This is a genomic window from Paracoccus sp. J39, assembly GCF_000518925.1.
Classification (GTDB): Bacteria; Pseudomonadota; Alphaproteobacteria; order Rhodobacterales; family Rhodobacteraceae; genus Paracoccus.
In genome coordinates this window covers 267,745-286,977 of the sequence record NZ_JAEN01000002.1, presented here as the reverse complement: position 1 = coordinate 286,977, position 19,233 = coordinate 267,745, and the positions used below count along the sequence as shown (strand labels likewise).

Here is a 19,233-nt window from a genome sequence, read left to right as displayed (position 1 = left end):
TCAGGAAGGAAATTGCGCGGATGGCCTGTAAGCCGGATTTTGTTCCGGGGTCGCCCCCTTCGATGACCATTCCTCTGGCCCCGCCATTGCTGACGGGATCTAGCTGCCAACCCGGACCTGCTGGGGCGAAGGCGGCCCTGTCTTGCGACGCGCGGTCCCTATTCGGCATTGCTCCCGGTGGGGCTTGCCGTGCCGGGACTGTTGCCAGCCCCGCGGTGGGCTCTTACCCCACCGTTTCACCCTTGCCCATGCACGCATGGGCGGTCTCTTCTCTGTGGCGCTTTCCCTGGGGTTGCCCCCGCCGGGCGTTACCCGGCACCGTGCCTTCATGGAGTCCGGACTTTCCTCGACGTTGCCGCCGCGGTCATCCGGCCATCCGCGCGAGGTTGAGATAGGCCCTGGCGCGCGAAGGGTCAAGCGCCGGGGTGGCGGCACGGGTGCAGGGGTATTTGGAAAACAGAGAAGCCATGGGCGCCGCGCCCTGCTTCTTCGTTCTGCAAATACCCATCTTGCGATGTCGGCCGCCGGCGATCCGGTCAGGACTCGGGCCAGTTTCGGGCGATGCTGGGCAGGCTGTCCTCGATCCAGTCGAGCAGCGCGCCGACGCGGGCCGCCGCCTGCTGGCCCAAGGGCGTCAGCTCGTATTCCACATGCGGCGGCACGGTGCCGAAGTCGCGGCGCAACACCATGCCGTCGGTTTCCAGCCCCTGCAGGGTCTGCGCCAGCATCCGCTCGCTGACGCCGCCGATACGCTTGCGCAAGCCGCCGAAGCGTTGCGGGCCGCCGCTCAGCGCCCACAGCACCAGCATGCCCCAGCGCCCGGTCAGGCGCCGCAGCACGTCGCGCGACGGGCATTCCGCCGCCAACAGGTTTCCGCGCTGGACATTTTGCATACTAACATTTCCGTTCGTACTTACGGATCGTAAGTTAGGCACCTATCTTGCCCGGCGCAAGAAGGAGAAACCCCATGACCATTGCCGTCACCGGAGCCACCGGCCAGCTGGGCCGCCTGACCATCGAGAAGCTGAAGACCCTGCTGCCCGCGGGCGAGATCGTCGCCCTGGCGCGCTCGCCGGAAAAGGCCGAGCTGGGCGTCGAGACCCGCGCCTTCGACTATGACCGGCCCGAGACGCTGGCGCCGGCGCTGGCGGGCGTCGCGCGGCTGGTACTGATTTCCTCGAGCGAGGTCGGCAAGCGCGAAGCGCAGCACCGCGCCGTGATCGCGGCGGCCAAGGCCGCCGGCGTCGGGCAGATCATCTATACCAGTCTGCTGCATGCCGACCGCTCGCCCCTGTCGCTGGCGGGCGAGCATGTGGCGACCGAGGCGGCGCTGGCCGAATCCGGCATTCCGCATGTGATCCTGCGCAATGGCTGGTATGCTGAGAATTATACCGGCGCGGTTCCGGCCGCCTTGCAGCACGGCGCGCTGATCGGGGCGGCGGGCGCGGGCCGGATCTCGGGCGCGGCGCGGGCGGATTATGCCGATGCCGCAGCGATCGTGGCCGCGGATGGCAGCCATGCCGGCAAGACCTATGAACTGGCCGGCGACAGCGCCTGGACGCTGACCGATCTTGCCGCCGAGGTCTCGCGCCAGAGCGGCAAGGACATCCCCTATCGCAACCTCTCCGAGGCGGATCATGCCGCGGCGCTGGTCGGGGCCGGGCTGCCGGAGGGGCTGGCGGCGACAATCGCCGGCTGGGACGTGGGCGCAAGCCAGGGCGCGCTGTTCGACGATGGCCGGCAGCTGTCGGCGCTGATCGGACGGCCGACCACGCCCTTGGCGGATGTGGTGCGGGCCGCGCTCTAGAACGGCACGTCGTCGGTGGACGCGCCCGACGAGCCGCCCGAGGCGGGCTGCACATAGCCCGCCTTGATGGTCTTGAAGCCGGTCGGGAATTCGACGGTCAGCGTGTCCTCGGCAATGCCCATGACCGTGCCGTTGCCGAATTTCTGGTGGAACACCCGGTCGCCGACCGCAAACCGCGCCGCCGGCTCGGCATCGATCACCACCGGCGTGCGGTGCACGGGCTGCGCCCGCTGGGCGGAGCGTTCCTGCATCCGCTTCCAGCCCGGCGAATTGTAGACATCCGCCCGCGCCGCGCGTTCGTGCATCACCGATTGCGCAAAGGGCTGGGCCGCCGCACCATAGCCGCCGCCATAAAGGCCGGGCGGCGTCAGCACCTCGACATGATCCTCGGGCAGTTCGTCGATGAAGCGCGAGGGCAGCGACGACTGCCATTGCCCATACATCCGGCGGTTGCCGGCGAAGCTGATCGTCACCAGTTCCTCGCCGCGGGTGATGCCGACATAGGCCAGGCGACGCTCTTCCTCGAGCCCCTTCATGCCCGACTCGTCCATGCTGCGCTGGCTGGGGAACAGCCCGTCCTCCCATCCCGGCAGGAAGACGATGGGATATTCCAGCCCCTTGGCGGCGTGCAGCGTCATGATCGAGACCTGCTCGGCCTGCTCGCCCTTGTCATTGTCCATGACCAGCGCGACATGTTCGAGGAAACCCTGGAGGTTCTCGAATTCCTCAAGCGCCTTGACCAGTTCCTTCAGGTTGTCCAGCCGCCCCGGCGCATCGGGCGACTTGTCGTTCTGCCACATGGCGGTATAGCCGGATTCGTCCAGGATGCGCTCGGCCAGCTCGACATGGTTCACCGAGGCGTCCAGCGCATCGGCATGCCAGCGGCCCATGGCCTCGGTGAACTGCCGCAGCGCCCCTGCCCCCTTGCCGCCAAGCGCGCCGGTGGCGACGGCCGAGGCCGCGCCTTCCAGAAGCGACAGGCCGCGTTCCCGCGCCTCGATCTGGATCTTCTGCACCGCCTTGTCGCCCAAGCCGCGCTTGGGCACGTTCACGATGCGCTCGAAGGCCAGGTCGTCGGTGGGGCTGACCGCCAGCCGGAAATAGGCCATGGCATCGCGGATCTCGGCCCGCTCGTAGAAGCGCGGACCGCCGATCACCCGGTAAGGCAATCCGATGGTCATGAAGCGGTCCTCGAAGGCCCGCATCTGGTGGCTGGCGCGCACGAGGATGGCGATGTCGTTCAGGCTGCGCTGGCCGATGCTGTGACGATGGCCGCCGTGGAAGGCCTCGATCTCCTCGCCGATCCAGCGCGCCTCGGCCTCGCTGTCCCAATGGCCGATCAGGCGGACGCGCTCGCCCTCCTCGGCCTCGGTCCACAGCGTCTTGCCCAGCCGGCCCTTGTTGGCCGCGATCAGCCCCGAGGCGGCGGCGAGGATATGCGGGGTCGAGCGATAGTTCTGTTCCAGCCGGATCACCTGCGCGCCGGGGAAATCGCTTTCGAAGCGCAGGATATTGCCGACCTCGGCGCCGCGCCAGCCATAGATCGACTGGTCGTCGTCGCCGACGCAGCAGATGTTGCGATGCGCCTGGGCCAGCAGCCGCAGCCACATGTATTGCGCGACGTTGGTGTCCTGGTATTCGTCCACGAGGATATAGCGGAAACGGTCCTGCCAGGCCCGCAGCACGTCGGGATGCGCCTGGAACAGGTTGACGCAATGCATCAGCAGGTCGCCGAAATCGACCGCGTTCAGTTCCAGCAACCGGCGCTGATAGGCGGCGTAAAGCCGCCCACCGCGGCCGTCGAAGGCGCGTTCCTCGCCTTTGGGCAGCTTTGCCGGGGACAGGCAGCGGTTCTTCCAGCCGTCGATCAGATGCGCGAGCTGCCGCGCCGGCCAGCGCTTTTCGTCTATGTTCTCGGCCTGGATCAGTTGCTTCAGCAGCCGGATCTGGTCGTCGGTGTCGAGGATGGTGAAGCTGGGCTTCAGGTGCAGCTCGCCGTCGCCGATCAGTTCGGCATGGCGGCGCAGGATCTTGACGCTAATCGAGTGGAAGGTGCCGAGCCAGGGCATGCCCTCGACCATCTCGCCCAGGAGCCGGCCGATGCGGTCCTTCATCTCGCGCGCGGCCTTGTTGGTGAAGGTCACGGCCAGGATCTGTCCGGGCCGGGCGAGGCCCAGGTTCAGCAGATGCGCGATGCGCGTGGTCAGCGCCCGGGTCTTGCCGGTGCCGGCACCGGCCAGCAGCAGGACCGGGCCGTCCAGCGCCTCGACGGCCGCGCGTTGCGCCGGGTTCAACCCATCCAGATAGGGCGTCGGCCGTGCGCCCATGGCACGCTGGGACAGCGGCCCTTTCTGCGGCACCGGCGCGGCTGCGGCCTCGAAGGCATCCGAGTCGTCGAAATTGCTCATGCCCGCACCATAGCCACTGCCGGCGCGTCGGGAAAGCCCGTGTTCACGCCTTGTTCACATCAGGCCCGCAAACCGGCGAAGATCGCGGGGTCCAGGCTGGCATGGGCGAAGGTCTCGCCCTGGGTCAGCACCGAGACCGCGTCATGCGAATGCAGCGATTCCTGGTGGCTGGCGACGACGCGGAAATCGCCGATGCGCGGCTCGGCCATCAGTTCGGCGGCAAAGGCGCGCACCGCATCCTCGACGAAGATCGGATTGGCGGCGTTCAGCTCGGCAAAGGCCTGTTCGTCCTCGCGCTTGACCATGACCTGGGTTTCGGTGGCGACGGCGCGGCGGCACAGCGCCACCATGTCCTCGAACCAGAGCGTGTCGCCCTGCATCACCACCGAGATCCGGGCGATGCTGCGCTGCGAATGCGGCGTGGCCAGCTGGCCGCGCATCTGCCGGGCATGTTCGCTGAGTTCCAGCGAGCAGGGGCAGGTCGAGGAATAGACATAGTCGAAATGCATGATCCGCAGCCGTTGTCCGGCCTTTTCGACCAGTTCCAGCGCGATGTCGTAATATTGCCAGCCCGACAGGCCCGAACGCAGCGATTCGACCCGCATCGGATAGCTGAGCCGCATCTGGATGCGGGCGTCGAAACTGTCCAGGTCGGATTTGTAATCCTCGAGCGCCGCCTCGAGCACGCCCATCGAGAACTGCTTTTCCGCATGGGCGTAGAACGAGCGCATGATGCGGCTCATGTTGATGCCCTTGCGGTCGGCCTCCAGGCTGACGGTGCCGGTGACCGAGGTCTCCAGCGTGATCTCGCCGCCGTGATCCGCCGAATCGGGCGGGGTCTGGTAGCGGATGGGCAGGCGGAAATTCGAGATGCCGACATGCTGGATCGGCGCGCGGGCGCCGACGATCAGGCTGGCCGGACCGTTCTGCAGGTCCGGCAGGCTGGCCTTGTAGCTGTCGTCGACCCGGAAATCGGCCGGATATTCGCGGTTCAGCGCCGGATAGGCGCGGTCGGTGGCAACGGGGCGGGCCTCGGTCATGGTCGTCCTCGCTTGGCGGTCGGCAACAATCTGGGGACTCGGGACCAGAAAGGAAAGAGGCACCCGGCAAGTTCGGGTGCCCCCTGTATCAGGCCAGCGACTGGCGGATGTCCGCGATCAGGTCTCCGGCATCCTCCAGCCCGATGGACAGGCGCAGCAGGCCGGGCGTGATGCCAAGGCCCAGCCGCACCTCTTCGGACAGGCGCTGGTGCGTGGTGGTGGCGGGATGGGTGACGATGGATTTCGCATCGCCCAGGTTGTTCGAGATCTGGAAGATGCGCATGCGGTTCATCGCCGCGAAGGCCGCCTCCTTGCTGCCCAGGTCGATGGCGACCATGGTGCCGCCCGCCCCCATCTGGCGCTGCACCAGGTCGTGCTGCGGGTGATCGGCCAGGCCGGGATAGATCACCCGGGCAAGCTTCGGCTCGGCCTTCAGCTCGGTCGCGATGCGCAGCGCGCTGTCGGTCTGGGCGCGCACCCGCAGCTCCATCGTCGCCAGCCCGTTCAGCATCATCCAGGCGTTGAAGGGGCTGATCGCGCCGCCGGTATGCTTCAGATAGGGCTCGGCCACCTCGCGCACGAACTGGCGCGTGCCGCAGATCACCCCGCCCAGGCAGCGGCCCGAGCCATCGATATGCTTGGTCGCGGAATAGACCACCACGTCGGCGCCCTGTTCGACGGCGCGGGAAAAGACCGGGGTGGCGAAGACATTGTCCACCACCACCAGCGCCCCGACCGCATGGGCCAGGTCCGCCACGCCGGCGATATCCACCACCTCCAGCGTCGGATTCGACACCGACTCGAAGAATACCGCCTTCGTGCCGGGCCGGATCGCGGCGCGCCATTGCTCCAGATCGGTGCCGTCCACATAGGAGACCTCGACCCCGAAGCGGGCCAGCACGTCGAGCACATAGAGGCAGGAGCCGAACAGCGCCCGCGACGAGACGATGTGATCGCCCGGCTTGACGAAGCACATCAGCGCGCCGTTGACCGCCGCCATGCCGCTGGCGGTGGCGAAGGCGTCCTCGGTCCCCTCCAGATCGGCGATGCGGTCCTCGAACATGCGCGAGGTCGGGTTGCCGTAGCGGGCATAGATGAACTCGTCCGGGCCGGTCTGGATGAAGCGGGCCTCGGCCTGCTCGGCGCTGTCATAGGAGAAGCCCTGGGTCATGAACAGCGCCTCGGCCATCTCGCCATACTGGCTGCGCCGGATGCCGTGATGGACGGCGCGCGTGCGCGGATGCAGAGGCTGGTTCGACTCCTGGGCCTTCGACTCCTGGGACATGGGCTCGCTCCTGATGGTCAGGAGGTCCGGTTACTCCCGCCGGGCCAGCCGTGCAAGGGTGCAGCAGGCGCTATTCGCCGTCGCGGGGCTGGGCGTGGCGCTCGAACAGGCGGGAATTGGCGACGAAGAACACCACCATGATCGCCGGCAGGCCGAAGGTCTTGAAGTTCACCCAGGCGGTTTCCGACATCAGGCGCCAGACCGCCTCGTTCGCGGCGGCAAGGCCCAAAAACAGCGCCACCATGCGCAGGGTCAGGATGCGCCAGCCCTCGGCATTCATCGGCAGGGCCTCGGACATGACCAGCTCCAGCCAGTTGCGGCGCCGGGCCAGGCTGATGCCCAGCAGGGCGGCGAAGATCAGGTAGATGATCGTCGGCTTCATCTTGAAGAAGCGGGGATCGTTCAGCCAGACCGACAACCCGCCGAAGACCACGACCAGCACCAGCGTGGCGATCTGCATGGGCGACAGCCTGCCCGTCAGCCGCCACAGCGCCAGGGTGCTGAGCACCAGCACCGGGATGAAGACCAGCGTCGCCAGGATGAAGCCGGAATAGTCCCGGCCCGCCAGCGTGACCGCATGGTCGCGGAAGCGCGAGAAGACGAGGAAGAACAGGATCAGCGGGCCGAATTCCAGCGCGGCCTTGAGCCAGGGATTGATCTTGCGGGCTTCGGTCAAGGCGGATTCCTCTTATGCTCGGGTGGCGGGGTTTTGCCCCGAGGGCGGCCGCGGCGCAAGCGGCGCGTCAGTCCAGCCGGATCGCCGCCAGGATCGGACCGCTGGCCGAGCGCGGATCGCCCTGCCCCAGCTCCTGCGCCAGGATGGCGTGGCGGGTATCGTCGGGAAAGTCGGCGCTGTTCTGGCTGTCGCGCCTGACGGTCATGCGCAGAGGCGTGCGGCCGTCCCATTCGGCGATGCGTTCGGCGGCCAGCACCACGTTGCGGTAGTCCAGCGCGATGCCGCGATTCTCTCCGGCCTTGATCGCGACCTTGCGATGCGGCGCATAGCGCACCAGGATGATCGCCACCCGGTCGGCGATGGGGCCGCGCGGCGTCAGCTCGATGCGGTAGCCCTCCTTGCCCGGGCTGGAGGAGACCATGACCGGCGCCGGGCGCGCCATCTGGGTCTGCAGCAGGCCCATCAGCTCGGCCGGACGCAGCGCGATCAGCGTATCGGTGCCGCCGACGATCAGTTGCGGGGTATAGATCGCCCGCTCGCCGGTCTGATGGGCATAGGCCTGCTGGCGGCGGGTGAATTCCGGCCGGGCGAAATCATCGGCCCAGCCGAGATAATCCCAGTAATCGACATGCCATGACAGCGCCAGCACGTCCTCGCGGTCGGCCAGATCCGCCAGCATCTCGTCCGCCGGCGGGCATGAGGAGCAGCCCTGCGAGGTGAAGAGCTCGACCACCACCGGCGGATGGCCCACCGGCCCCATCATGCGGCTGCGCGGCTGCGCCTCGGCGAAAGAGACGATGCCGGGCGCCGACAGCGTCTCGGGATGCATGGCGGGCGGCATCATCTCGGCCGGGACGCCGGGCGCGTCCTTGGGCGCCTCGATCAGGCCGATGACGCCGTCATCCTCTTCCTCCTCCGCAAAGGCCGGCGGCAAGGGCCAGTCCGAGACCTCGTCGGACAGGAAGTCCCGGTCCGGGCCGGGCATGGAGGAGGCCGCAGGCGCCGGCGCCGGACCGGCCGGGGCGTCCTGCGCCCATGCCGGCGCCGCCAGTCCGGCCAGCAGCATCCAGGCCGCGCAGGCCAGGCCCGGCCAGGATATCGCCCGTCTGTCCTGCCCCCGGTCCGTCATCTCGATGCGCGCTGCCGCCATTTTGTCCGTTTTCCCGGCCTTCCGATCCGCATCAGGTAAACCGCCCGGCACAGGAACGACAAATCAATGCTTTGTTAGCGCGCCGTTCCCGCCGTGTGACCGTGATGCAAAACCCACATCTTGCAAGTGCAGCGAAATTTTGGCATACAATTGCATACAAACCTTGTCCCGCCCCCTTGATCCCCATGCCGAAAAGGGGCAAATGACAGGCGGAACCGCCATTCAGCCACCTTTTTGCAAGGATAGGGAGCCGAGTCATGCCCATCGAAACCGGAACAGACACCGCAAAGACGCGCCGCCAGCTTCAGGTGGGCTCTCAGAGCTATGCCTATTACTCGATCGACGCCGCGACCCAGGCCGGCCTGGGCGATTTCTCGAAGCTGCCGGCCTCGCTGAAGGTGGTGCTGGAGAACCTGCTGCGCTTCGAGGACGGCGGCCGCACGGTCAGCGTGGAGGACATCAGGGCCTTCGCCGAGTGGGCGCGGCAAGGCGGTCAGAACCCGCGCGAGATCGCCTATCGCCCGGCCCGAGTGCTGATGCAGGACTTTACCGGTGTCCCGGCGGTGGTGGACCTGGCGGCGATGCGCGACGGCATCAAGGCGCTTGGCGGCGACGCGCAAAAGATCAATCCGCTGAACCCGGTGGACCTGGTCATCGACCATTCGGTGATGATCGACGATTTCGGCAATCCCCGCGCCTTCCAGCGCAATGTCGAGCTGGAATATGAACGGAACCTGGAACGCTACACCTTCCTGAAATGGGGCCAGAACGCGTTCAACAACTTCCGCGTGGTGCCGCCCGGCACCGGCATCTGCCATCAGGTGAACCTGGAATACCTGGCCCAGACCGTCTGGACCGATACCGACCAGGCGGGCGAGACCGTCGCCTATCCCGACACGCTGGTCGGCACCGACAGCCACACCACCATGGTCAACGGCCTGGCCGTGCTGGGCTGGGGCGTCGGCGGCATCGAGGCCGAGGCGGCGATGCTGGGCCAGCCGGTGTCGATGCTGATCCCCGAGGTCGTGGGCTTCAAGCTGACCGGCAGGATGATGGAGGGCACCACGGCGACCGACCTAGTGCTGAAGGTCGTGCAGATGCTGCGCAAGAAGGGCGTGGTCGGCAAGTTCGTCGAATTCTACGGCGAGGGGCTGGACCACCTGCCGCTGGCGGACCGCGCCACCATCGCCAACATGGCCCCCGAATACGGCGCCACCTGCGGCTTCTTCCCCATCGACAACGAGACGCTGCGCTACCTGCGCAACACCGGCCGCGACGAGGAGCGCATCGCCCTGGTCGAGGCCTATGCCAAGCAGAACGGCTTCTGGCGCGGCGCGGATTACGAGCCGATCTATACCGACACGCTGCATCTGGACATGAGCGACATCGTCCCGGCGATCTCGGGTCCGAAGCGCCCGCAGGACTACACGCCGCTGAACCTCGCCGCCCGGGCCTTCTACAAGACCGTGGCCGAATACCGCGGCGTGGACATGTCGGCCGCGGCCGAAGAGATGGTCGAGGAAGGCGGCGGCGTGGTCGCAGCCTCGGGCACCGACGTGCGCAAGACCGTGGCGGTCGAGGGCAAGGACTACACCATCCGCGACGGTTCGGTGGTGATCGCGGCGATCACCTCCTGCACCAACACCTCGAACCCCTATGTGATGATCGGCGCCGGCCTGGTGGCGCGCAAGGCGCGCGCGCTCGGCCTGACCCGCAAGCCCTGGGTCAAGACCTCGCTCGCGCCCGGCTCGCAGGTGGTGGGCGAATACCTGGAGGCAGCGGGTCTGCAGGAGGATCTGGACGCGCTCGGCTTCAACCTGGTCGGCTATGGCTGCACCACCTGCATCGGCAATTCGGGGCCCTTGGGCGATGCCGCGATCTCGAAGGCAATCCATGACAACGACCTGGTCGCGACCGCCGTGCTGTCGGGCAACCGCAACTTCGAGGGCCGCATCTCGCCCGACGTGCGTGCCAACTACCTGGCCTCGCCGCCGCTGGTCGTGGCCTATGCCATTGCCGGCGACGTGAACATCAACCTGACCAAGGACCCGATCGGCCAGACGCCCGAGGGCAAGGACGTCTACCTGAAGGACATCTGGCCGACCGCGCAGGAAGTCGCGGAACTGGTCGAGGCCACCGTCACCCGCGAGGCGTTCCAGAAGAAATATGCCGACGTGTTCAAGGGCGACGAGCGCTGGCAGGCGGTCGAGGTCACCGACAGCGAGACCTATGACTGGCCGCCGACCTCGACCTATATCCAGAACCCGCCCTATTTCCGCGGCATGTCCAAGGAGCCGGGCCAGATCGACGATATCCAGGGCGCCCGCATCCTGGCGATCCTGGGCGACATGATCACCACCGACCACATCTCGCCCGCCGGCTCGTTCAAGCCGACCACCCCGGCCGGCAAATACCTGACCGAGCGGCAGGTCGCGCCCAAGGACTTCAACAGCTACGGCTCGCGCCGCGGCAACCACGAAGTGATGATGCGCGGCACCTTCGCCAATATCCGCATCCGCAACGAGATGCTGGACGGGGTCGAGGGCGGCTATACCCTGGGCCCGGACGGGCAGCAGACCTCGATCTTCGACGCCTCGATGGCCTATCAGGCGCAGGGCACGCCGCTGGTCATCTTCGGCGGCGTCGAATACGGCGCCGGCTCGTCGCGCGACTGGGCGGCCAAGGGCACCAACCTGCTGGGCGTCAAGGCGGTCATCGCCGAGAGCTTCGAGCGCATCCACCGCTCGAACCTGGTCGGCATGGGTGTGATCCCCTTCGAGTTCACGGGCGGCGAGAACCGCAAGACCCTCGGGCTCAAGGGCGACGAGGTGATCTCGATCGACGGGCTGGCGGGCGAGTTCAAGCCGCTGTCGCAGGTCGCCTGCACCATCCGCTATGCCGATGGCAGCGAGAAGGTGATCCAGCTCAAGGCCCGGGTCGATACCGAGGTCGAGATCGAATATCTCGAAAACGGCGGCGTGCTGCATTACGTGCTGCGCAACCTGGCCAAGGCCTGATCCGCATCACGGGGCAAGTGTCGCGGGCCGTCCCTTCGGGGGCGGCCTTTTCGCTTGTGGGGCCGCTGCGGGAGTATTTGGAAAACGGTGAAGCGCCACGGGGCAGCGAGCATGGCTGCGCGGCACTATTCCTCGGCGCAATACCACATGGTTCCGCCCACGGCGGCCGAGCCGATGACCAGCGAGCCGACCGCCACCGGAGAGGCCGCCATGCCCATGGCCGCCGCCCCCGCTGCCTCCAGCGTGCCGACCATCTGGCCCGAGCCCGCCGCCAGGATCGCGGCGCCGGGCCGCTGCGTCACCGCGTCGTAGCCCGCCACCGCCAGCGCGTTGGCATTGCGGAAGGTCGCCTGCCGCGCCGAATTCACCCGCTCGCAGAAGGTCTTGCGGCACAGGGCGTTGCCCTTGCGCGGGCCTTTCTGCGCGCCGATATAGGTGTCGTTCTGCTTGTCCCAGAGCAGGCAATAGCTGCCGTCATCACCCATGGCGTTGCGCCGCAGGATCTCGCGCAGGGTGACATAGCCGGGGCACGAGATCCGTCCCCAACCCGAAAAGTTCTTCTCGAGCCGCCCGACATTCTCGCGGAATTCGGCATCGCGGACATAGTTGATCTCGGTCTTTTCGCCGGCGATGGAGGTCTCGCAGGTCCAGAGCCGCTCGTCCCTGGCGGGCTTCTCCTGCGCCGCAACGGGCAGCGCCAGCACCACCATCAAAACCGCCACAAGCCGCATCGCATCCTCCGAGATTTGCCCGTAGAGCTCTCATTCCAGACCGCAGGCAGGCGCTGCAATCCACAGGATCGTTACCGGCCCCGGTTGTGGCCTTGGGGGCACGGCCCCGCCTTCTCTGTTTTCCAAATACCCCTGCGGCCGCGCCGCAAAGGAAAAGGCCGCCCCCGAAGGGACGACCCTGCAACCCGTCTGACCCGAAAGGATCAGTTCTTCGCGTAGAATTCGACGACCAGGTTCGGCTCCATCTGCACGGCATAGGGCACGTCGCCCAAGGCCGGGGTGCGCACGAAGGTCGCGGTCATCTTGTTGTGGTCCACTTCCAGGTAGTCCGGCACGTCGCGCTCGGCCAGGCCGACCGATTCCAGCACGATGGCCAGCTGGCGCGACCGCTCGCGGATCGAGACGACGTCGCCCTCTTTCACGCGATAGGAGGCGATGTTCACGCGCTTGCCGTTCACCTCGACATGGCCGTGGTTCACGAACTGGCGGGCGGCGAAGATGGTCGGCACGAACTTGGCGCGATAGATCACCGCGTCCAGGCGGCGCTCCAGCAGGCCGATCAGGTTCTCGCCGGTGTCGCCCTTGACGCGCTCGGCTTCCGCATAGATGCGGCGGAACTGCTTCTCGGTCAGGTCGCCGTAATAGCCCTTCAGCTTCTGCTTGGCGCGCAGCTGGGTGCCGAAATCCGACAGCTTGCCCTTGCGGCGCTGGCCGTGCTGACCGGGGCCGTATTCGCGGCGGTTGAGCGGCGACTTGGCGCGGCCCCAGATGTTCTCGCCCATGCGGCGGTCGATCTTGTACTTGGCAGCGGTGCGTTTGGTCATCGCTGATCTCCTTCTTTATGTTATGTTCTCGAAGGGCGTTGTCCTTTGGCGAAATGCCCGACAGGATTCCCCTTGCGGGGTCCACCAACACCAATGAAGCGGCGCTTATAGCCGCCCCGCGCCCGGTGTCAAGCACCCCTTGAGCGGCGGCCCCGTTGCTCCTAAATGAGAGACAGCGAACAGAAAAGGCCCGAGATGTTTTCGATCCCCGGCAAATCCCCCGTGACCATCACCCAGGCGGCCGAGCGGCAGATCGCCCGGCTGATGGCCCAGAAATCCGCCAGCGGCCTGCGCATCGGCCTGAAGAAGGGCGGCTGCGCCGGCATGGAATACACCATGGAGCTGGCCGAGACCGCCGCGCCCGGCGACGAGGTGGTCGAACAGGGCGAAGCGCGGGTGCTGATCGCCCCCACCGCGCAGATGTTCCTGTTCGGGACCGAGATCGACTATGAAACCGGCCTGCTGGAATCCGGCTTCAGGTTCCGCAACCCGAACGTCACCGACAGCTGCGGCTGCGGCGAATCGGTCAGCTTCGCGGCGCTCGAAGGGTCGCGCGCCAAGACCTGAGGGTTTTTCCGGCGCGTTAGCGCCCACATCGCCCTGCCCGTCTTGATCGCGGGAAAGCCCCGGCCTAATCCCCTGTCAGACCAAGAGAGAGGGAGAGGCTGATGGCCCCGCGCAAACTCGCCGCCGGCAACTGGAAGATGAACGGAACCCTGGCCTCGCTGGCCGAGATCGACCGGCTGCTGGCCGAACACCCGGCGCCCGGCTGCGACCTGCTGGTCTGCCCGCCCGCCACGCTGATCCATGCCATGGCAGCCAAGGGCATCGCCACCGGCGGCCAGGACTGCCATGCGAAAGCCTCGGGCGCCCATACCGGCGACATCGCTGCCGCGCAGCTCAGGGACGCCGGCGCCAGCCACGTCATCCTCGGCCATTCCGAGCGCCGCACCGATCATGCCGAAACCGACGCCCAGGTCGCCGCCAAATCCGTCGCCGCGCATGAGGCGGGGCTGGTCGCGGTGATCTGCGTCGGCGAGACCGAGGCGCAGCGCGATGCGGGCCAGACGCTGGACGTGATCGCGGCACAGCTGGCCGGCTCGGTCCCGGATGGCGCCACGGCCGCGAACACGGTGATCGCCTATGAGCCGGTCTGGGCCATCGGCACCGGCCGCACGCCCACCTCCGAGCAGATCGCCGAGGTGCATGCCCTGATGCGCGAGCGCCTCTCGGCGCGTTTCGCCGACGGGGCCGACTTCGCCCTGCTCTATGGCGGCTCGGTCAAGCCCGGCAATGCGGCCGAAATCTTCGCCATCCCGCATGTGAACGGCGCGCTGGTCGGCGGCGCCAGCCTCAAGGCGGCCGATTTCGGCCCGATCATCGCCGCGCTTTCCGCAGCGTAACGCCCACGAAAAGAACGCCATTCCATCCGGCCGGCCCGGTTTGGGATGGCATTGCCGTTTTGGCGAACGCCTGCCCCTTGCCAAGCCCGGCCCGGCAGGCATAGGTCTCGCCTGACATTCAAGGCAGGGGCGATGACAGGGCCGGCAATCTCATTCCAGGGCGTGACGCGCCGCTATCCGCAAAAGGGCGGCAGCGACGTGGTGGCGCTGCACGACATCTGGCTGGACGTGCCGCAGGGCGCGATCACCGGCATCATCGGCCGATCCGGCGCCGGCAAGTCGACGCTGCTGCGCATGGTGAACGGGCTGGAGCGCCCCAGCGCCGGCAAGGTGATCGTGAACGAGCGCGACGTGGGCGCCGCCTCGGATGCGAGCCTGCGCCGCATCCGCCGCGAGGTCGGCATGATCTTCCAGCATTTCAACCTGCTGGCCAGCCGCACCGTGGCCGAGAACATCGCCCTGCCGCTGGAGATCGCCGGAGAGGACCGCGCAAAGATCGCGCCCCGTGTCACGGAGCTGATCGAGCGCGTCGGCCTGACCGCCCAGGCCGGCCGCTACCCGGCCGAGCTTTCCGGCGGGCAGAAGCAGCGCGTCGGTATCGCCCGGGCCTTGGCCACCGGGCCGCGCGTGCTGCTGTCGGACGAGGCGACCTCGGCCCTCGACCCTGATACCACCCGGCAGGTGCTGGACCTGCTGCAAGCCATCAACCGCGAGCTTGGCCTGACCATCCTGCTCATCACCCATGAAATGGCGGTGGTGCGCGACATCTGCAGCCATGTCGCGGTGATCGAGGGCGGCCGCATCGTCGAGACGGGCGAGACCTATGCGGTGTTCTCGAAACCCGCCCATGCCACCACGCGCTCCTTCCTGACCGGGGTCACCGGCGTCGCCGTGCCGCAATTCGTCGCCGGCCAGATGCGGGACGCGCCGCAGGGCCCCGAGGCCGAGGCAGTGGTGCAGGTCACCTTCATCGGCAGCCATGCGACCGACCCGATGCTGGCGCGGCTGACCTCGGAACGCGGGGTCAGCGTCAACATCCTGGCCGGCGCCATCGAAGAGATCGGCACCCGGCCCTTCGGCAGCCTGATCGTCGCCCTGCCCGCCCAGCGGCTGGAGGAATCGCGCCGCTTCCTGGAAGAACACGGGCTTCTGACCGAGGTGCTTGGCTATGTCGGCTAACCTGATCCCGATCCTCTGGCAGGCGACGCTGCAGACGCTCTACATGGTCGCCATGTCCACGCTGCTCGGCACGCTGATCGGCGGACCGCTGGGCGTGTTCCTGGCCACCTCGCGCCGGGGCGAGCTGCTCTCGGCGCCCTGGCTGAACACCGTGCTGGGGCTGGTCGTGAACGCGGCGCGCTCGACGCCCTTCATCATCTTGGTGGTGGCGATCATCCCCTTCACGCGGCTGATCGCCGGCACCTCGATCGGCACCACCGCGGCCATCGTGCCGCTGACCATTGCGGCCGCCCCCTTCATCGCCCGCCTCATCGAGACCGCCATCCGCGAGGTCGATGCCGGCCTGATCGAAGCCGCCCGCGCCATGGGGGCGACACCCGGCCAGATCGTGCGCAAGGTGCTGATCCCCGAGGCGATGCCCGGCATCATCCTGGGCCTGACGCTCGCCGTGGTCAGCCTGATCGGCTATTCGGCCATGGTCGGCGCGGTCGGCGGCGAGGGCCTGGGCGATCTCGGCATCCGCTACGGCTACCAGCGCTTCATGCCCGAGGTGATGCTGGCCGTAGTCGTGATCCTGATCGTGCTGGTGCAACTGGTGCAATCGGCCGGCGAATGGATCGCCGCCCGTTTCGACAAGCGCGCGCCCCGCAACCGGGGCCGATAACCTGAAAGGACATCCCATGCGCAAATTCAGCCTTGCCGCCCTGACCTCGGCCCTCGCCCTCGCCGCCGGCATGGCCGCCGCCGAGGAAATCAAGGTCGGCGTCTCTCCGGGCGAACATGGCGAGATCATGGAAGAGGTCGCCAAGGTCGCCAAGGACAAGGGCCTGACCATCGACATCGTCGAATTCACCGATTACGTAGTGCCGAACCAGGCGCTGGCCGATGGCGACCTGCAGGCCAACAGCTTCCAGCACCAGCCCTATCTGGACAACCAGATCAAGGACCGCGGCTTCGCGCTGGTCAGCATCGCCAAGACCATCACCACCCCGATGGGCGTCTATTCGCAAAAGCTGAAATCGCTGGACGAGCTGCCCGAAGGCGCCAAAGTCGCGATTCCGAACGACCCGACCAATGGCGGCCGCGCGCTGCTGATCCTGCAGGACAAGGGCGTGATCACGCTGGCCGACGGCACCGGCCTCACCCCCTCGCCGCTGGACGTGACCGGGAATCCCAAGAACCTGCGCTTCCTCGAACTCGAGGCCGCGCAGCTGCCGCGCGCGCTGGCTGATGCCGACATCGCCATCATCAACACCAACTATGCGTTGGATGCCGGCCTCAACCCGAACGAGGACGCCATCGCCATGGAAAAGGCCGACAGCCCCTATGCCAACATCATCGTGGTGCGCCAGGGCGACGAGGACGCCCCCTGGGCCAAGCAACTGGTCGAGGCCTATCACGACCCGGCGGTGAAGCAGTTCATCGAGGAGAAATACCAGGGCGCCGTCATCCCGGCTTGGTGACCTTCTCGGTTTCCCAAATACCCCGGGGGAGTCGCGGCACGCGACGGGGGCAGAGCCCCCATCCCCCGCGCCACAAGGAAACGCCCCGCCGATACTGCGGGGCGTTTGCTCATTCCGGCCTCATGCTGCCGGTGCGGCGCAGCCGGTCGTGCCAGCTCAGCGCCTCCTCGATCAGATGCGGCGTATGCCCGCCCCGCGCCAGCGCCCGGTCGTGGTAATCCGCCAGCGCATCGCGCCATTCCGGGGCCACGCAGTTCTGCAGGACCACCCGCGCCCGCTCGCGCGGCGCAAGGCCGCGCAGGTCGGCCAGCCCCTGCTCTGTGACCAGGATGTCCACGTCATGCTCGGTATGGTCGACATGGCTGACCATCGGCACCACCGAGGAGATGGCCCCGGCCTTGGCCATGGACTTCGTCACGAAAACCGACAGATAGGCGTTCCTCGCGAAATCCCCCGAACCGCCGATGCCGTTCATCATCTGCGTGCCCATGACATGGGTCGAGTTCACGTTGCCGTAAAGGTCGAATTCCAGCGCCGTGTTGATGCAGATCAGCCCCAGCCGCCGCACCACCTCGGGGTGGTTCGAGATCTCCTGCGGACGCAGCACCAGCCGCGGCTTGAACTCGTGGAACCGCGCCATCACCTCGCGGTATTTCGGCGCCGAGAGCGTGATCGAGGAACCCGAGGCAAAGACCATCTTGCCCGCATCCATCAGGTCGAAGGTCGAATCCTGCAGGACTTCGGAATACATTGTCAGGTCGTGGAACGGGCTGTCGATGAACCCGTGCAGCACCGCGTTGGCGATGGTGCCGATGCCGGCCTGCAGCGGGTGCAGGTGGCCCGGCATCCGGGACTGCGCCACCTCGTGTTTCAGGAATTCGGTCAGGTGGCCGGCGATGGCGCGGGTCTCCTCGTCCGGATCCAGCACCGTCGAGGAGGAGTCGAGCTTGGTCGAGACGACGATGGCCGCGATGCGCTCGGGCGGCACCGGGATGAAGGGAAAGCCGACCCGGCTTTCCGGCGTCACCACCGGGATCGGCGTGCGGGTGGGGCGATAGGTGGGGATATAGATGTCGTGCAGCCCCTCCAGCGCCTCGGGCTGGCTCAGGTTGATCTCGACGATCACCTTCTCGGCCAGCAGCGCGAAGCTTGCCGAATTGCCGACCGAGGTGGTGGGGACGATGCCGCCGGTCTCGGTGATCGCCACCGCCTCGACGATGGCGATGTCCACCGGCGGCAGCTGGCAGGTGCGCAACTGCTCGACCGTCTCGGAGAGGTGCTGGTCGATATACATCACCTCGCCGGCGTTGATCGCACGGCGCAGCGCCGGGTCGGACATGAAGGGGATGCGGCGCGACAGCACCTGCGCCTCGGCCAGGGTCTTGTCGAGGTCGTTGCCGAGCGACGCCCCGGTCATCAGCGTCACCTTCAGCGGCTCGCGCCTGGCGCGCTCGGCCAGAGCCAGGGGCACCGCCTTGGCCTCGCCGGCGCGGGTAAAGCCCGACATGCCCAGCACCATGCCGTCGCGGATCAGGCTTGCGGCCTCTTCGGCGCTGACCACGCGCTCGCGCAGGGCCTTGTGGCGGATGCGGTGAAGGTGATCCTCGGTCATGGCAGCCTCCCTGATCTGGGCGGGATGATTAGGGCCTCTGCGCAGCAGTGACAAATCAACCCAGCCATGCACGCAAGGAAAGGCCGGCCCGAAGGCCGGCCCTGGCAAGATCGTTTCGCGCAGGGCTCAGCGGCGCCGGCCCAGCGACCAGGCCCCGTCGCCCAGCAGCGCCAGCGCCACCATGGTCACGGCCCAGAGCACCGGATACTCCCAGCCGCCGCCCGGATTGCTGAAGGTGAAGCCCGCGCCGCCATGGCCGAACCAGGCCGCGCCCAGCAGCACGGCGGCCAGCGCGAGCGCGACCTGGCGGGTAAAGATGCCGGCGATCAGCGCCAGCCCGCCCAGGATCTCGGCCAGCATGGTCAGCGGCCCCAGGATGCCCGGCAGGCCGATGGACTGGAAATAGCCGGCGGTTCCGGAAGGCGTGAAGACCAGCAGCTTGATCAGCCCGTGGACCAGGAACCAGATCCCGGTCGAGACCCGCAGGATGAAGGCGGCGATGTCGGCATTGCGCTCGGCCAGGGCCGGGGCGCTTGGGCTAAGGTCGGTCATGATGTGTTTCCTTGCAACTGTTCGCATGTCCGTTGCCCGACAGATAGCCCTTGGCGATTGTCGCGAAAATTGCCATATTCATGGAA

Annotated in this window: 17 protein-coding genes and 1 other RNA gene; 7 read left to right on the top strand and 11 right to left on the bottom strand. The window is 67.3% G+C overall.

Going from position 1 to position 19,233, the window contains the following annotated elements; translation table 11 throughout:
• Positions 1–12 precede the first annotated feature (12 nt).
• Together rnpB and L632_RS0103345 are read right to left on the bottom strand one after the other, a co-directional pair.
• Positions 13–380: RNase P RNA component class A (gene rnpB / locus L632_RS23430), an RNA gene on the bottom strand.
• A 156-nt stretch (positions 381–536) separates the two neighbouring features.
• Positions 537–893, bottom strand: a complete 357-nt coding sequence (locus L632_RS0103345; protein WP_028712638.1) for a helix-turn-helix domain-containing protein — start codon at positions 891–893, stop codon at positions 537–539.
• A 74-nt stretch (positions 894–967) separates the two neighbouring features.
• On the opposite strand from L632_RS0103345, the gene L632_RS0103340 reads away from it, so the two are divergent.
• A complete protein-coding gene (locus tag L632_RS0103340) occupies positions 968–1,807 on the top strand; it encodes an NAD(P)H-binding protein (protein ID WP_028712637.1) in 840 nt (279 codons plus the stop codon).
• On the opposite strand, the gene L632_RS0103335 is transcribed toward L632_RS0103340, so the two are convergent.
• The 5 genes from L632_RS0103335 to L632_RS0103315 form a co-directional block, all read right to left on the bottom strand.
• The gene (locus L632_RS0103335) at positions 1,804–4,215 is read right to left on the bottom strand and encodes an ATP-dependent helicase (RefSeq protein ID WP_028712636.1); all 2,412 of its coding nucleotides are present in this window, start codon (positions 4,213–4,215) and stop codon (positions 1,804–1,806) included. The genes L632_RS0103340 and L632_RS0103335 overlap by 4 nt on opposite strands.
• A gap of 59 nt (positions 4,216–4,274) precedes the next feature.
• Positions 4,275–5,318 carry a GTP cyclohydrolase FolE2 gene (folE2, locus tag L632_RS0103330; protein ID WP_371255956.1) on the bottom strand — a complete coding sequence of 348 codons (1,044 nt, stop codon included), beginning with the start codon at positions 5,316–5,318 and terminating at the stop codon, positions 4,275–4,277.
• A gap of 25 nt (positions 5,319–5,343) precedes the next feature.
• Positions 5,344–6,540 (bottom strand): O-succinylhomoserine sulfhydrylase, encoded by a 1,197-nt coding sequence (metZ, locus tag L632_RS0103325; RefSeq protein ID WP_051416194.1) that lies wholly within the window; start codon positions 6,538–6,540, stop codon positions 5,344–5,346.
• 70 nt (positions 6,541–6,610) lie between these two features.
• On the bottom strand, positions 6,611–7,216 hold the full coding sequence (locus L632_RS0103320; RefSeq protein ID WP_028712633.1) for an inner membrane-spanning protein YciB: 606 nt from the start codon (positions 7,214–7,216) through the stop codon (positions 6,611–6,613).
• 67 nt (positions 7,217–7,283) lie between these two features.
• Entirely contained in the window at positions 7,284–8,366 is a 1,083-nt protein-coding gene (locus L632_RS0103315; protein ID WP_028712632.1) for a thioredoxin family protein, read from the bottom strand.
• Between the two features lie 257 nt (positions 8,367–8,623).
• Between L632_RS0103315 and acnA the strand changes: the two genes are divergently transcribed.
• Positions 8,624–11,383 (top strand): aconitate hydratase AcnA, encoded by a 2,760-nt coding sequence (gene acnA / locus L632_RS0103310; protein ID WP_028712631.1) that lies wholly within the window; start codon positions 8,624–8,626, stop codon positions 11,381–11,383.
• 125 nt (positions 11,384–11,508) lie between these two features.
• On the opposite strand, the gene L632_RS0103305 is transcribed toward acnA, so the two are convergent.
• Both L632_RS0103305 and rpsD read right to left on the bottom strand, forming a co-directional pair.
• Positions 11,509–12,114, bottom strand: a complete 606-nt coding sequence (locus L632_RS0103305; RefSeq protein WP_028712630.1) for a hypothetical protein — start codon at positions 12,112–12,114, stop codon at positions 11,509–11,511.
• A gap of 203 nt (positions 12,115–12,317) precedes the next feature.
• Positions 12,318–12,938: a 30S ribosomal protein S4 gene (gene rpsD / locus L632_RS0103300; protein WP_011750529.1), complete on the bottom strand. Its 621-nt coding sequence runs from the start codon at positions 12,936–12,938 to the stop codon at positions 12,318–12,320.
• A gap of 195 nt (positions 12,939–13,133) precedes the next feature.
• Here rpsD and L632_RS0103295 point away from each other — a divergent pair, with 195 nt between their 5' ends.
• The 5 genes from L632_RS0103295 (at position 13,134) to L632_RS0103275 (ending at position 16,983) form a co-directional block, all read left to right on the top strand.
• A complete protein-coding gene (locus tag L632_RS0103295) occupies positions 13,134–13,505 on the top strand; it encodes an iron-sulfur cluster assembly accessory protein (protein WP_028712629.1) in 372 nt (123 codons plus the stop codon).
• Positions 13,506–13,606: 101 nt separating this feature from the next.
• The gene (gene tpiA / locus L632_RS0103290; RefSeq protein ID WP_028712628.1) at positions 13,607–14,341 is read left to right on the top strand and encodes a triose-phosphate isomerase; all 735 of its coding nucleotides are present in this window, start codon (positions 13,607–13,609) and stop codon (positions 14,339–14,341) included.
• Positions 14,342–14,473: 132 nt separating this feature from the next.
• Positions 14,474–15,520, top strand: a complete 1,047-nt coding sequence (locus tag L632_RS0103285) for a methionine ABC transporter ATP-binding protein (protein ID WP_028712627.1) — start codon at positions 14,474–14,476, stop codon at positions 15,518–15,520.
• Complete coding sequence (locus tag L632_RS0103280; RefSeq protein WP_028712626.1) at positions 15,510–16,184, top strand: methionine ABC transporter permease; 675 nt, start codon at positions 15,510–15,512, stop codon at positions 16,182–16,184. Before L632_RS0103285 ends, L632_RS0103280 begins: the two co-directional genes overlap by 11 nt.
• Positions 16,185–16,200: 16 nt before the next feature.
• Positions 16,201–16,983: a MetQ/NlpA family ABC transporter substrate-binding protein gene (locus tag L632_RS0103275; protein WP_028712625.1), complete on the top strand. Its 783-nt coding sequence runs from the start codon at positions 16,201–16,203 to the stop codon at positions 16,981–16,983.
• 109 nt (positions 16,984–17,092) lie between these two features.
• Here L632_RS0103275 and L632_RS0103270 read toward each other — a convergent pair whose 3' ends face one another.
• Positions 17,093–18,595: an acetyl-CoA hydrolase/transferase family protein gene (locus L632_RS0103270; RefSeq protein ID WP_028712624.1), complete on the bottom strand. Its 1,503-nt coding sequence runs from the start codon at positions 18,593–18,595 to the stop codon at positions 17,093–17,095.
• 126 nt (positions 18,596–18,721) lie between these two features.
• A complete protein-coding gene (locus L632_RS0103265) occupies positions 18,722–19,147 on the bottom strand; it encodes a DoxX family protein (protein ID WP_051416193.1) in 426 nt (141 codons plus the stop codon).
• Positions 19,148–19,233 lie beyond the last annotated feature (86 nt).